This window comes from Rhodococcus sp. GB-02, assembly GCF_053470465.1.
In genome coordinates, this window is sequence record NZ_JBPUKE010000003.1 from 457,247 (window position 1) to 471,546 (window position 14,300).

Genomic DNA, 14,300 nt, shown 5'->3' on the forward strand with positions numbered 1-14,300 from the left:
CTGGCACTCTGGTCGGCATGCGCAGAGTTGCTTTGATGGCCGTCGTCCTCGCGACGTGTTGTGCGTGCGGCGCCGGACCGTCGCTTCGGCCCGCCGTCGCGGTCGAAGGCCGTACCGACGGCAGCCCGGCCCAGAGCGAGGGCCCGTCGCCCGATGCGCCGCCGGTTGTCCCTGGCGTCCCGACCGACGACCTACCGTGGCGAGACTGCACCGGCACGTCACTCGCCGACCAGGCTCTCGCAGCGTCGAGCGCCGGAGTCATCCTCGAATGCGCAGAATTCAGTGCTCCCATCGACGTGACCGGCGCGATCGACGGCAACTTCACTGCAGGGTTGACCCGCGCTCGCACGTCGTCGACGCCTGCCAACGCATATCCGATCGTGTTCACATCCGGCACCGACCGTTCGTCGGGAAACTCGCTCGCCATGCTCGCCGCATCCGGCTTGACGACGGTTCTCGCAGAACATCCCGTGGTTGCCCTCGATCGCCGCGGAATCGACAGGTCCACCGCAATCGACTGCATGACGCCGGAGATTCGGCGCGGACTTCACGATCTGGGCCAGTTCGACTCGGACACCACCGGTGACGCGGCCGATGCTGTCGCGGCCCTCGGTCACGACGCAACCATTGCCTGCACGGACTACCTCGACCCTCAAGAACTGAAGTTCGGCGCCGACTCCGCAGCCGAGGACATCGACGCCTTGCGCACTCGGTGGGGCGTCGAGACCATCGCTCTGTGGTCTGCAGGGTCCGGCTCGGACATCGCGCTGAGCTATGCGGCAGCCCACCCGAACAACCTCGCGAGATTGATCCTCGATTCTCCCGCTCCTGTAGCCACTGACGCTGCCACCGAAGCCGAGAGCCGCGTGCAGGGCGAGGAAGCGGCATTGACCGCGTTTGCTCAGCGATGTGTGGCGCTGGGGTGCTCGCTCGGACCTGATCCGAAAAAAGCGATCACCGACTTGATGGAGCGCGCTCGGGCCGATGAATTCCAGCCACTGTCCGCCGCTGCAGTGTCGAACGCGATTTCGGCGAGCCTGTGGACAGCCGGAACCAATCGTGAGCAAGAGACCCGCTCACTCGCCGACGCTCTGACTGCGCTCGGTACCGGAAATGCTTCGCCGATTCGAGAGCGCGCAGCCCGGGCGGAGAACGAGGTGGACGGCGACGGCCAGTTCATCGGACGGTGCACCGACGGCATGCAATGGCCGGGGATCGGGCGTGTCCGCGAACTGGCGGACACGTGGAGCACCAACTATCCGGTATTCGGTCGAGAAGCCGCGCTCGGATTGCTCGCATGCGCCAGCTGGCCGTCGACCGCCAACTCTCCCCTGCCCAACCAGTTGAAGCCCGCCGTCCTCGTACTGAGCGGTCAGGGTGACCCGGCCGTCGGGAACTCCGGACTCTCGACCGTCACCGGCGTCGTGACCAACGCGGGGTCGCGCTTCGCAACCCTGGACTGGCAGGGTGCGGGTCACCCCGCGGCGCAATCCACGTGCGCTCAGCAGGCGATGAGGGCATACCTCACCGACGCCTCCCTGCCCAGCAACGGAAGCGTGTGCCCGGCCTGACTCGGGCGCTCGTCCACCACGACCGAAAAGGGGTGCATCCCCCGATCACACCCTGCTCCGGTGTACCGTGCCGAAGTGTTCCTTCGACAGCTCGAGCCGCGTACCGGGCGGACAACCCAACAAGTCGTCAACTTCGTTTTGTGGCCGATCGCCGTGATGACAGTGCTCAATCGTGTCATCGTGACCGCAGTCAACGGCGCCATCACCGATGACTTCCGACCGGTCTACAACGCCGCGCTGGCGTTCTGGAACGGGCGCGACGTCTACACCGCAGATTTCAACTCGGTAGACCCCCATTACCTGTACCCACCATCGGGTTCGTTGTTGATGGCGCCGCTGGCGATCCTCGATCCCGAGCGCTCGCGGTGGCTGTTCATCGGTGTCAATGCCGTCGCCGTCCTCGTGGCTCTCTACCTGCTGTTGCGCCTGTTCGACCTGACGATCAGTTCCATTGCGGCGCCGATTCTCGTGCTCGGTGCTTTCATGTCGGAGACGGTCACCAACACGTTGGTGTTCACCAACATCAATGGTCTCGTGCTGCTCGGCGAAATTGCCTTCCTCCTGCTGCTGATGCGCAAGAAGGATCTGTGGGCCGGCGCCGCGATCGGGCTCACCATCGCAGTGAAACCCACTCTCGCGCCGCTGCTCCTACTGCCACTCGTTCGCGGCCAGTGGAAGGTGTTCGTCACCGCCCTGGGCATCCCGTTCATTCTCACCGTCGTTGCGTGGCCACTGGCGTCGGATCCGATGGACTTCGTCCGCCGCACCGTGCCGTACCTACTCGAATCGCGTGACTACTTCAACAGTTCGATTGTCGGAAACGGCGCTTACTTCGGTCTGCCCGAGTGGCTGATCCTGCTGCTTCGCGTCGTGTTCGCCGCCATGGTCGCAGTCTCTCTGTGGCTGCTGTACCGCTACTACCGCAACGACGAACTCTTCTTCCTCACCACCGCAACCGGTGTGATCATGACCGCATCGTTCCTGCTGCCCTCGCTCGGCCAGATGTACTACTCGATGATGCTGCTCCCGCTCCTGATGTCCGTGGTGCTCAAGAACTCGGTCATGCGGAACTGGCCCGCCTGGCTCGCCGTCTACGGCTTCATGACTTTCGACAGCTGGTGGTCGAACCGCTGGCCGACCTTCGGCCGGGCCGCCGAATACACCAAGAGCACCCTCGGCTGGAGCCTTCTGCTGATCGTGATCTTCTGTGTCCTCGGATACCGGTATCTGGTCGCGCGTCGAGAGGGCCGCTTGGATCGGGGAATCGATCCCGCGTACCTCCTCGATCCCCCACTCGATACCGTCTCACCTGCCGACGAAGCCGAAACGGCGACAAAGCATTAGCGTGGAGGCATGAGTTCTTCACACGATGGCATCGACAGCACACCTGAGGTCACGTACACCGAGAGCGAGTGGCGCGAAAAGCTGAGTCCGGAGGAGTTCGCGGTTCTGCGCCAAGCCGGCACCGAACGCCCCTTCGTCGGCGAATACACCGACACCACCACGGAAGGTGTTTACTCCTGCCGGGCGTGCGGAGCCGAACTGTTCCGCAGCACCGAGAAGTTCGAATCGCACTGCGGGTGGCCGTCCTTCTTCGATCCGGCGGATTCGGATGCCGTGATCCTGAAGGAAGACAGCTCACTGGGGATGCGCCGCGTCGAGGTCATCTGCAAGAAGTGCCACAGCCACCTGGGCCACGTCTTCGAGGGCGAGGGATACCCGACGCCGACCGATCAGCGGTACTGCATCAACTCGATCTCGCTGGTACTCAAGCCTGCTGAGTAAGCAGTCCGTGGGCTACCCCGTGGTACGGGAGTAGCCCACGGTTCGAGACTTCGACTCAGAAGTCCCAGTTCAGCGCAGTCAGGCTCAGACCGGCCGCATTCAGGTCCTCGTTGCGAGCGACAAGACCGTCTTTGACGGAACCGATCCCGCCACCGATCGCGCCGGACGTGATGTCCGTCAGTGAGGCGTCGCCGCCCGTGACCTCCTTCGTCACGATCGCAGCGGACGCTCCCGAGACCGCGTCGTCGAAGGCGCCTCGCGCGATTTGCTGCAACCTCGAACCGGTCGGAAGCGGGTTCGGGTCCGGCCCGACACGATCCGGCGTCGTCTTCAATCCTCCGTTCGCGAGTCCCTTGATGAAACCGTCGCGTCCTTCGGTCACGACCTTGCCACCGTCGATCGACCGGCGGTGATCCATCGACATCTGACCCAGTTGAATGGCGAGACCTGAGAAGACGGCTGCCGCAGCTTCCACTGCCGCGGCCTCGATCACTCGCATCAACAATTGCTGCAACAACATTCGGACCGTGAGGGTTGTTGCCACCTCAGCCGCCACGACCCCGGCGGCACTGACACCCAACGTCGGGACAGCGGCCGCCACCATGGCCGCAATCTCGAGCGCCAGTGCGCTCAGCGCCGCGAGGATCGACAGTTTGGTGTACTCGATGTCCGTGCCTGTATCGGTGCACGACCGGCCCAGTTCGGCTGCAGCAGAGGACAACCGCTCGAAGACCTCCGCAACTCCCCCGGCCTCCGACCAATACCGAGACAACGAGTCGCCGGCTTGACCGTCGATCGATGCCAGTACCGCCTGCAATCCGTAACCACCGGCAGCGGCCGAAGCCTCGATCCGATCAGCCGCACCTGACCAGGCATCCCCCAATCGCCACAGTGCCGTTTCGTCTCCTTGCGGCCAGTCGCTACCCACCGCGACCGACGCAACCGCCTGTAACCATCCCGGAATCTCGAGTCCCATCAGAGCCCACCCGCCATGTCGTCGGCGAGCGAGGAGTCGATCGATTCGAAACGATCGGCGATCTCGATCAGCGTGGCGGTCAATTCGCGCAGCGCGCCCGCGACCAGCGTCATCCCAGCGACCGCTGACGCCGAACCGGGAACATATGCGCCCGAGAATGCGGTTCCGAACTCGTCGCCTCCCCAGCAACCCTCTTCGGCGGCGACCACTGCGTCGAGAGCGCTCCGCGCCTCGTCGAGATCGGCAGCGACCACCTCGAAGGCTGGTGCAGCACTTTTCATCGCGGCTACGTCCACACCCAGTTCAGACATTGCCGGAGCTCCTCAGAACGGTGCGGTCCCAGCGTTCGTCGCCGGAGACCGGTACAGACGTCGGACGAGGCTCGAGAATCTCGCGCAATCCGAGCACACCCGGAACCAGGTCCGGCAAGTCGATTCTGGCCGCCTCCGTGAACGGCTTCGTCATCTCGACAACCTGTCGGCGCATGTCTTCTGCCGCAGACGTGGCCGTAGCCAGAATCAGATTCCCCAACGCTGCCGCCGAATGCTTGCCGTAAGAACTCCCCGACAGGGTGACTCCCACAACTGCCCCCGAAGCGTCTACGACAATTTCCACGCAGCCGTCACTCGAACGCGCGCTCGCCGTGGATCGGGTGATCCTCACCTGCAAGCCCGCCAGCGATCGCGTTCGCTCCAACAGAACGTCCTGCATCGAATCTATCTGGGCCCGAAGAACTTCTACTTGCCCCCGCATCGAACCAACATCCGCTGCACTCACGATGGCCCCCACCTTCGATCGATCGTGGCACCTGATTCAGGCGCTCACGAGGTTCGACGCGAGAGGTGGCCGATCGGTTCCGTCAGCGCGAACGAAGCACCGGCGGGTCGAACGCCTTGACCGGCGGCAGGGCCCCTTCGAATTTCTCGATCTGCACCAGAACGTGCTGTCCAGTGCAGCCGTGCGAAAGTGACGACGTACCGATGTCCGGTGTCAGAACGTTGGGATTGCCGTGCACACACATGGCGTCGGGATCGGCAGGATCGAGCGGGTCGTACCACGCACCGGTGGACAGTTGGACGACATCGCTCCGCAAATCCGAATCGACGATCACACCAGCAAGGCACGCCCCGCGATCGTTGAACACGCGCACCACGTCTCCGGCCGACACGCCGCGCGCGGCCGCTGCATCGGGGTGCATACGAATCGGCTCGCGTCCCTGGATCTTCGACGCCTGGCTTGCAGCGCCGTGATCGAGTTGGCTGTGCAGCCGCGACTTGGGCTGGTTGGCGATCAGGTGAAGCGGGAACTGCGAGGCACGCGGGCCACCCAACCACTCGTCGGGCTCGTACCAGCGCGGATGGCCGGCGCAGTCGTCGTAGCCGAAGGACTCGATCGTCTCGGAGAAGATCTCGATCTTCCCACTGGGAGTCGAGAGCGGATACTTCTCGGGATCCTCACGGAAGTCGCCGAAGAGCACGAGGTTGTCTTCGGTTCGCATCCGGTAGTGCCCGTCTGCCCAGAAATCCTCGAACGTCGGCGTGTTGCCGCCGTCTGCATCGACAAACGGCCGCCATTGACTGTAGAGGTGCTCGATCCACTCCTGTGAGGATCGCCCCTCGGTGAACTGTTCCCCGAATCCGAGCGCAGAAGCCAGATCGGCAAACGTGTCGTAGTCGTCACGCGAGTTCTCGAAAGGTGGAACGACCTGCTGCATCGCGACCAGAAGCGGGTCGTTTCGAGTGCAGCTCAGGTCATTTCGTTCGAGCGAGGTGGTCGACGGGACAACGATGTCGGCGCTGCGAGCCATCGGCGTCCAGTACGGATCGTGAACGACGATCGTGTCCGGCCGTGCAAACGCGCGTCGCAGCCGCGGGAGATCCTGATGGTGATGGAAGGGATTGCCACCGGCCCAGTAGACCAACCGGATGTCGGGATAGGTCAGGCGTCGGCCGTCGTAGTCGAACTCCTCCCCGGGCGAGAGCAGCAGATCGGAAATCGCGGCTACCGGTATGAAATCCGACACCGGATTCAGACCTTGGGAAAATGTCGGCAACGGGTACGGGACCGGGGCTAGACCGGGTTCGTTCATCGAACCGTAGCCGTGCCCGAAACCGCCACCCGGAAGACCGAATTGGCCGAGCATCGCTGCAAGTGTGACGCCCATCCACGGCGCTTGCTCACCGTGTTTGATGCGTTGCAACGACCACGTGACGGTCACCAGCGTCCGGCCCGACGCCATTCTCCGAGCCAGGTCGGTGATGAACTCGGCAGGCACCCCCGAGACCTTCTGCGCCCAGCGGGGATCCTTGGGGACTCCGTCGGTCCGTCCGAGCAGGTATTCCTCGAAGCGTTCGTAGCCGACGCAAAAGCGGTTCAGGAATTCGCGATCGTGCAAGTTCTCCGACGCCAGGACAAAAGCCAGTGCAAGCATGATCGCCACGTCGGTTCCCGGAACGGGTGCGACCCACTCGCAGTCGCCATCGACATCGTCACGCAGCGGACTGAACGAAACGATCTTTCCGCCGCGGGCCCGAAACGCGTCGAGCGCCCCGAGCGTCGGATGATCGCTCGTACCACCGGCATTGACGCCGGTGTTCTTGATCGGCACGCCCCCGAACGAGACGAGGAGATCGGAATGCTTCGCGATGACGTCCCACGACGTGGAGCGCGCGAAGATCTTCCAGTGCGTTCCGACCACACGCGGCATGATGACGCCGGTGGCGCCGAGCGAGTAGCTGTGGACCGACTTGGTGTATCCACCCAGCTGATTCAGAAATCGGTGAACTTGGCTCTGCGCGTGATGGAATCGACCGGCGCTGGCCCAGCCGTACGAGCCACCGAAGATCGCGTTGTTTCCATGTGTGTCGACCACGCGACGCAGTTCACGCGAGAGCAGTTCTGTCAGCTCGTCCCAGGAGACCGAGACGAATTCGTCGGCTCCACGTTGGTCGCTGGGACCCGGTCCGTTCTCGAGCCAACCTCGGCGCACCGCCGGGCCCGAAACGCGAGCTCGACTGCGCACCGAACCGGCGAGGTTCCCGAGCATCGGCGAAGGATTCGAATCACCCTCGTACGGATGCACTGCGGTCACCTCGCCGGCGACCGACTCGGCGGTGAACATTCCCCAATGGGACATGTGTTGACGACGCCGGTTCGGTGCAGTTGTCACAGAAATTACTTTCGAGGTAGATCAGGGAAGGGAAAGAACCAACTTCTCGATGTCCACGCGCGGCCCGGTGAAGAACGGCACCTCTTCGCGAACGTGCAAGCGAGCTTCGGTGGCGCGCAGATCACGCATCAGGTCGACGATACGAATGAGTTCGGGTGCTTCGAACGCGAGGATCCACTCGTAGTCCCCCAGAGCGAAGGCGGGGACCGTGTTGGCGCGAACGTCCTTGTACGAACGAGCAGCCATACCGTGATCGGCGAGCATCTTGCGACGCTCCTCGTCGGGGAGCAGGTACCACTCGTACGAGCGGACGAACGGGTAGACGCAGATGTAGTCGCCCGGATCCTCACCCGCGATGAAGGAGGGCACGTGGCTCTTGTTGAACTCCGCGGGGCGGTGCACCGCCGAGTTACTCCAGATCGGGGCACTCGCCTGTCCGAGGACCGTGGTGCGACGGAAATCCGCGTATGCGGCCTGCAGCTCCTCGATGCTGGCCGCGTGGGTCCAGATCATGAAGTCCGCGTCGGCGCGCAAGCCGGCGACGTCGTAGATGCCGCGAACCACGACGCCCTTGTCTTCGAGACCCTCGAAGAACAAGCGGGCGTCCTTGACCGCAGCTTCCCGATCATCGCCCAGCACACCGGGTTCCACCTGGAACACGGAGAACATGAGGTATCGGATTTCAGAGTTCAGTTTGTCGAAATCAAGGCGTGCCATGCGTCCATCGTGCCACTCGCTCGAATATCCGTGTAGCCGCCGTCGTGCCGACTGCGACACACGCCGGAACCCCGACGCCGTGCAGCCATGACCCGGCCACTTCGAGACCGTCGAACTGCGTCATCTCGGACTCGATTTCAGCCACGATTTCCGTGTGACCTGGGGCGTACTGGGGAAGACCTCCGTGCCACCGCTGGACGAAGCTGGCTCCTGGCCTCTCGGTGATTCCGGTCACGACCTCGAGATCGGCCCGCGCGAGATCGATCAGTTCCCCGTCCGGCCGGTCGACGACCTCCGATGCACCGAATCGGCCGAACGACACCCGAACGAGATGCTCTCGGCGATCAGCGAGGTGCGTCCATTTTCGACTCGACAACGTGAACGCCTTGGCGGTCAGGTCGGCGTCGGTGGCAACAAGAATCCCCGAATTCTGCGGAAGATCGACCTTGCCGGACAGCCGGAGCGCCACCACCGCGGACGACGCCAGTTCGATCCGCGCAGCGATCCTCGCGATCTTCGGATCAACTCCGGCCAACAGCGTCGCTGCACGCGGCGCCGGGACCGCCAGAATGACCGCGTCGACGCTGCCGAGCGGATCGACGTTCCAACCCGTCCCGTCCCGACGTAACCCTGAAGCCTCTCCGCGGACGAACTTCGCGTCGGCGGCCTCCCACAGCGCATCGAGCAAGACACCGTAACCGCCCCTGAGCGCTCCGAACACCGGTCCGGGTGCAGGCGTCGGCAACGCAGCCGCGACTGCATCCGTGAGGCTCTGAGCCCCGGCATCGAGCGCCGCAGCGAGCGTCGGTAGTGCTGCGCGGACACCGATGGTCTCCGCCAGCCCCGAGTACACCCCACCCAGAAGCGGATCCACCGATCGGCTGACCACCTGATCACCGAATCGCTGCGAAACCAATTCGGCGACACTGCAATCGGAACCGCGGGTCCACTCGAACGGGACGTCCGGCTCGGCCGCTATGCGCGCCAGAGTCTGCTCGTCGACAAGATCTCGCACCGACTCCGCCGACGCCGGGATTCCCATCAGGGTTCCGGTGGGCAACCGATTCAGTGAGCCCTGCGACCAGATCAACGGGCTCAGGCCAGCGGGATAGACGATCTGATCAGTCAGTCCCAGCTCGGCGAGAAGCGCAGGAACCTCGGGCCGACGGGCGATGAACGCCTCGGCACCGATGTCGATCGGGCCGCCGCCCAGATCGATTGTTCGCAGCTTCCCGCCCAGTCGCGGCGAGTCGTCGACGACCGTGATGTCGGCATCGGAACCCAGGCTGCGGCGAAGCCGGTACCCGGCAACCAGACCGGAGATTCCGCCTCCGATCACCGCAACCGACGGCCGAGTGGTCGTCACAGCGAGTGCACCAGCTCCACCGCCGCGGTGATCGCCGAGGGATCGGTGTCGGGAAGTACGCCGTGGCCGAGATTGAAGATGTGGCCGATGGCACCGGCTTCGATCGCGCGATCCCCTTCGGCGGCGATCCGTCGTACCTCGCGATCGATCACCTCGGGTCCGGCGAACAGGACGGCGGGATCGAGGTTGCCCTGCAGCGCCTTGCCCGGACCGACACGACCAGCCGCGACGTCGAGCGGGATTCGCCAGTCGACACCCACGACGTCGGCGCCGGCCTCCCCCATCGCGCCGAGGAGTTCACCGGTTCCGACACCGAAGTGGATGCGCGGAACGCCGGCAGCGGCAACCTCGGCGAATACGCGCTCGGAATGCGGGAGAACAAATTCCCGGTAGTCGGCCAGCGAGAGTGCGCCAGCCCACGAGTCGAACAACTGGACTGCGTCGACACCTGCCTTGAGCTGCGCTTGCAGGAAGCAGATCGTGGTGTCGGCCAAGCTTCCGAGCAACGCGTGCCAGGTCTTCGGGTCGGAGTGCATGAGCGCTTTGGTCTTCTCGTGGTTCCGGCTCGGACCGCCCTCGACCAGATACGACGCCAACGTGAACGGCGCTCCGGCAAAACCGATCAGCGGAGTCGAGCCCAACTCGGCGGTGAGAAGCCGAACGGCCTGCGCGATTGCGCCTACCTCTTCGGGGACCAAACGCGGGAGTGCTGCGACGTCGGCGACGGAGCGAATCGGATTGGCAACCACCGGTCCGACGCCGGCAACGATGTCGAGATCGATTCCCGCGGCTTTGAGCGGAACAACGATGTCCGAGAACAGGATTGCCGCGTCCACGTCGTGACGGCGCACCGGCTGCATCGTAATCTCACAGACCAGCGCCGGATCGAAACATGATTCCAGCATGCCGATCCCCGCGCGGATCTCGCGGTACTCGGGCAACGAACGCCCGGCCTGGCGCATGAACCACACCGGCCGTCGACTCGGAGTGCGTCCGGTCGCCGCGGCAAGCAACGGTGCGTCGGGCAAAACTCGCCGAGCACTGTATTCCGCCGACCCGGTGGTGCCTGAATTCATGTTGTCCAACCCGCTCATCAGTCCTCGCGCTCTCCGCCAACGTGTGTCTTCGATCGACTCAATGCTGCCATGCCCCACACTCCGGATCGGACACCCGAGCGGTTCGTGAGCGCCCCCACACCCGAGCCACTCTCGGTCGGCGCGCCTCCACCTACCCGCCCGCATCCCCGACTAACGTCCTGACCTGTGACGACATCCGGATCGACAGCCGACCCGGCCGAGTTCCGTGCCGCCGTGGAGGCGATGACCGCTGCGCGGGTTCGGCCCGAGATAGAGGTCGGTCCCATCCGTCCGCCGCAACGTCTCGCTCCGTACAGCCACGCTGTGGGGGCGGAGGTGCTGCATCCGGACTCCGACGTCGTGGCAGAGCAGTCCGAAGGTGACGCTTTCGGCCGCCTCATCCTGCTGTTCGATCCGGACGGCGACGAGGCGTGGAACGGCACCATGCGGTTGGTCGCCTATATTCAGGCCGATCTCGACGAAGCTGTCGCCGCGGATCCACTACTTCCCGAAGTAGCCTGGAGTTGGCTGGTGGACGCATTGGAAGCGGGGCCGGAACCTTTTGTCGCCCTGGGCGGCACGGTCACGGCCACGACATCGGTGCGTTACGGCGACATTGCCGGGCCGCCCCGAGCCCATCAGCTCGAACTCCGAGCGTCCTGGACTGCAACTTCGTCCGAACTGGCTCACCACGTCGAGGCTTTCTGTGAAGTTCTCGCCTATGCCGCGGGACTTCCTCCCGCCGGGATAACCACGCTGTCGCGGCAGAACGACTGACTCCGCTACTCGTTTGAACATTTCACCGGAAAATACTAGAACCTGTTCTAAAATGAGTCATGCAACGTCTCAGCGGACTCGACGCGACCTTCCTCTACTTGGAAACACCGACCCAGCTATTGCACGTTTGTGGACTTGTCCTGCTCGACCCCACGACCATCCCGGGCGGTTACGACTACCGGAAGCTGCTTCGCGAGTTGGACTCGCGGATGGCGACCATGCCGACCTTCCGGCGCAAGCTCAAGGATTCGCGCCTCAATCTGGACTACCCGGTGTGGGTCGACGATCACGATTTCGACATCGAGCGGCATTGCCATCGGACCGCGATACCCGCGCCAGGCACCCGCGCGGAACTGGCGGAACTTGCCGGGCACATCGCCAGCCAGCCATTGGATCGGTCGCGTCCGCTGTGGGAGATGTGGGTCATCGAGGGACTCGCCGACGGACAGATCGCGGTCATGTCGAAGATCCATCACAGCGCCGCTGACGGCATAACCGGCGCAAACATCCTGGCTCAGCTATGCAGCCTCGAACCGGATTCAGCAGCCTTGGTGGACCCCGACGCTCAGGGCGCGGGCGACGCGGGAACGCTGGACATCGCGATCGGTGGGCTCATGGCCGTGATTGCACGGCCCGCACGAATTGCCCGATTAGTTCCCGGCGGAATCGCCATGCTTCCCAAGTGGGTGACGCGCGCACGGAAGGGTGAAGCCATGCCTGCACCGTTCACCGCGCCGCGAACCTCGTTCAACGGCGCTATCACCGGTCACCGCAACGTCGCGTTCAGCCAGCTCGATCTCGCGAAGGTCAAAGCCGTCAAAGACCGTCATGGAGTGAAGGTCAACGACGTGGTTCTCGCGCTCTGCGCCGGAGCATTGCGTAAGTATCTGGAGGACCGGGACGAACTGCCGGAGGATTCCCTCGTCGCCATGGTGCCGGTGTCTGTCCACGGCAAATCCGATCGGCCGGGCACGAACCAGATCTCGGGCATGTTCACGCAACTCGGCACCCAGATCGCCGATCCGGTCGAACGCCTGCACGCGATCAGCGATTACAACGCCACCTCGAAGAACCACAACGAAGCACTGGGGGCGAACATGCTTCAAGACTGGTCGCAGTTCGCATCGCCGGCAGTGTTCGGCGCTGCCATGCGCGTGTACTCGTCACTCAAACTTGCCGAACGTCACCCCGTCGTGTCCAACCTGGTGGTCTCCAACGTGCCAGGGCCGCCGGTCCCGCTCTACTTCCTGGGCGCGCAGATCAAAGGAATGTTCCCACTGGGTCCGATCTTTCACGGGGCGGGCCTCAACGTGACGGTGATGTCGCTCGACGGAAAACTCGACGTCGGCATTGTCAGTTGCTCTGATCTGGCACCCGAATTAGACCAGCTCGCGCAAGGTTTCGGGGCAGCTCTCGACGAACTGTTCGAGGCTGAGGTGACAACCACTGTCCCCACTGCGACGTAGAGTCAGTGACCATGTCCGAAGTCACCGATGATGCTACCGAGCCCACCTCCGACGTAGTTCCGCTGCTCGTACCTCGTGACGGAGTTCCGGAAGTCATCACCACTGCCGCCGGCGTCGCGGGCGCCGCAGCCGCGCTGGCTTCCGGCCACGGCCCGCTCGCCGTGGACGCCGAGCGGGCATCCGGATTCCGCTATTCGGCACGGGCGTACCTGATCCAGCTCCGACGCGAAGGCGCAGGATCGTTCCTGCTCGATCCGATTCCGACGGCGCAGGATCTACAGCCGTTGGCCGAGGCGATCAATCCGTTGCAATGGGTGTTGCACTCTGCGGATCAAGATCTCCCCGGCCTCGCCGAATTGGGCCTGACACCGGCGGAACTCTTCGACACCGAACTGGCCGGACGACTGGCGGGTTTCGAGCGAGTCGGGCTGGCCGCGATAGTGGAGCGAACCCTGCGGGTGGAACTTCGCAAGGGGCACGGCGCTGCCGACTGGTCGACGCGCCCACTGCCGGACGCGTGGTTGAACTACGCCGCCCTCGACGTCGAAGTACTTCTCGAGCTGCGCGACGCGATGGAGGCCGAACTCGAATCCCAAGGCAAGCTCGAGTGGGCGAAGGAAGAGTTCGAGTACATCCGTCTGGCCGGCCCGCCCAAGCCCAAGCCTGACCGTTGGCGTCGTACGTCGCACATCACCTCACTCAAGACCACCCGTCAGTTGGCGGCGGTACGGGCGCTGTGGCAGGCACGTGAGGATCTCGCACGCAAGCGCGACGTGTCGCCGAGTCGGGTTCTTCCTGACTCCGCCATCATCGATGCCGCTCTCAAAGATCCTCAGTCGTTGGACGCGCTCCGCTCACTTCCCGTCTTCGGCGGACCACGTCAGCGCCGTTATTCACGCGTGTGGATGGACGCACTGGAAGCGGCGCGCAGGCTCCCCGACAGTGAGCTTCCACCGAAGACTCCGCCGATCGTCGGGCCACCGGCCGCCGGTCGCTGGGCCCGCCAGGATCCGGCGGCAGCCGACCGGTTGACGGCGGCGCGCGCAGCACTGTCGGATCTGAGCAAAGAGGTTTCGGTACCGGTGGAGAATCTGCTCCAACCCGACCTGGTCAGGCGCCTGTGCTGGGACTGGAAATTGGAACCCGACTCGGACATCGCCGAAGTCGAGAGTGCAATCGAGACCAAGCTCACTTCCGGCGGCGCACGTGGCTGGCAACGCACTTTGACGGTTGCCGTCCTCGCCGAGGCTCTGAACTCCGTGGTCCCGGCCGAGCCCGAAGAGGAAGAACCAGAATCCTGAGCTGACCCCGGTGTGGGGTTGGAGCAATTCGGCACGTTAAGTTACCGGTCAGTAATGGGCAGTAGTACGCTCGATACGAGGCCGGACGCCTGGCCG

The 14,300-nt window shown here is 64.1% G+C and carries 13 protein-coding genes; 6 read left to right on the top strand and 7 right to left on the bottom strand.

Annotated elements, in window-relative coordinates:
• Positions 1-17: 17 nt before the first annotated feature.
• The 3 genes from ACSW29_RS22540 to msrB are packed head-to-tail and all read left to right on the top strand — an operon-like array spanning position 18 to position 3,356.
• Positions 18-1,571, top strand: a complete 1,554-nt coding sequence (locus ACSW29_RS22540; protein WP_448278343.1) for an alpha/beta fold hydrolase — start codon at positions 18-20, stop codon at positions 1,569-1,571.
• A 60-nt stretch (positions 1,572-1,631) separates the two neighbouring features.
• Positions 1,632-2,915, top strand: a complete 1,284-nt coding sequence (locus ACSW29_RS22545) for a glycosyltransferase family 87 protein (protein WP_317828528.1) — start codon at positions 1,632-1,634, stop codon at positions 2,913-2,915.
• Between the two features lie 9 nt (positions 2,916-2,924).
• Positions 2,925-3,356: a peptide-methionine (R)-S-oxide reductase MsrB gene (gene msrB, locus ACSW29_RS22550; protein ID WP_214886482.1), complete on the top strand. Its 432-nt coding sequence runs from the start codon at positions 2,925-2,927 to the stop codon at positions 3,354-3,356.
• Positions 3,357-3,411: 55 nt separating this feature from the next.
• On the opposite strand, the gene ACSW29_RS22555 is transcribed toward msrB, so the two are convergent.
• From ACSW29_RS22555 to hemE, 7 genes are all read right to left on the bottom strand, one after another.
• On the bottom strand, positions 3,412-4,332 hold the full coding sequence (locus tag ACSW29_RS22555; RefSeq protein ID WP_317828529.1) for a WXG100-like domain-containing protein: 921 nt from the start codon (positions 4,330-4,332) through the stop codon (positions 3,412-3,414).
• Entirely contained in the window at positions 4,332-4,643 is a 312-nt protein-coding gene (locus ACSW29_RS22560; protein WP_448278344.1) for a WXG100 family type VII secretion target, read from the bottom strand. The genes ACSW29_RS22555 and ACSW29_RS22560 overlap by 1 nt, the downstream gene beginning before the upstream one ends.
• Positions 4,636-5,109, bottom strand: a complete 474-nt coding sequence (locus ACSW29_RS22565) for a YbaB/EbfC family nucleoid-associated protein (protein ID WP_448278345.1) — start codon at positions 5,107-5,109, stop codon at positions 4,636-4,638. The genes ACSW29_RS22560 and ACSW29_RS22565 overlap by 8 nt, the downstream gene beginning before the upstream one ends.
• 82 nt (positions 5,110-5,191) lie before the next feature.
• Positions 5,192-7,468 carry a molybdopterin guanine dinucleotide-containing S/N-oxide reductase gene (locus ACSW29_RS22570; RefSeq protein WP_448278547.1) on the bottom strand — a complete coding sequence of 759 codons (2,277 nt, stop codon included), beginning with the start codon at positions 7,466-7,468 and terminating at the stop codon, positions 5,192-5,194.
• A 54-nt stretch (positions 7,469-7,522) separates the two neighbouring features.
• Positions 7,523-8,218: a hydrogen peroxide-dependent heme synthase gene (hemQ, locus tag ACSW29_RS22575; protein ID WP_019748269.1), complete on the bottom strand. Its 696-nt coding sequence runs from the start codon at positions 8,216-8,218 to the stop codon at positions 7,523-7,525.
• Positions 8,205-9,584: a protoporphyrinogen oxidase gene (locus ACSW29_RS22580; RefSeq protein ID WP_448278346.1), complete on the bottom strand. Its 1,380-nt coding sequence runs from the start codon at positions 9,582-9,584 to the stop codon at positions 8,205-8,207. The genes hemQ and ACSW29_RS22580 overlap by 14 nt, the downstream gene beginning before the upstream one ends.
• Positions 9,581-10,678 (bottom strand): uroporphyrinogen decarboxylase, encoded by a 1,098-nt coding sequence (gene hemE, locus ACSW29_RS22585; RefSeq protein WP_230817213.1) that lies wholly within the window; start codon positions 10,676-10,678, stop codon positions 9,581-9,583. The genes ACSW29_RS22580 and hemE overlap by 4 nt, the downstream gene beginning before the upstream one ends.
• 168 nt (positions 10,679-10,846) lie before the next feature.
• Between hemE and ACSW29_RS22590 the strand changes: the two genes are divergently transcribed.
• From ACSW29_RS22590 to ACSW29_RS22600, 3 genes are read left to right on the top strand one after another with little or no spacing between them, the layout of a single operon-like run.
• Complete coding sequence (locus ACSW29_RS22590) at positions 10,847-11,437, top strand: DUF3000 domain-containing protein (RefSeq protein ID WP_003942604.1); 591 nt, start codon at positions 10,847-10,849, stop codon at positions 11,435-11,437.
• A gap of 59 nt (positions 11,438-11,496) precedes the next feature.
• Positions 11,497-12,903 carry a WS/DGAT/MGAT family O-acyltransferase gene (locus tag ACSW29_RS22595; RefSeq protein ID WP_448278347.1) on the top strand — a complete coding sequence of 469 codons (1,407 nt, stop codon included), beginning with the start codon at positions 11,497-11,499 and terminating at the stop codon, positions 12,901-12,903.
• An 11-nt stretch (positions 12,904-12,914) separates the two neighbouring features.
• Entirely contained in the window at positions 12,915-14,204 is a 1,290-nt protein-coding gene (locus tag ACSW29_RS22600) for an HRDC domain-containing protein (protein ID WP_230817211.1), read from the top strand.
• Positions 14,205-14,300: the final 96 nt, after the last annotated feature.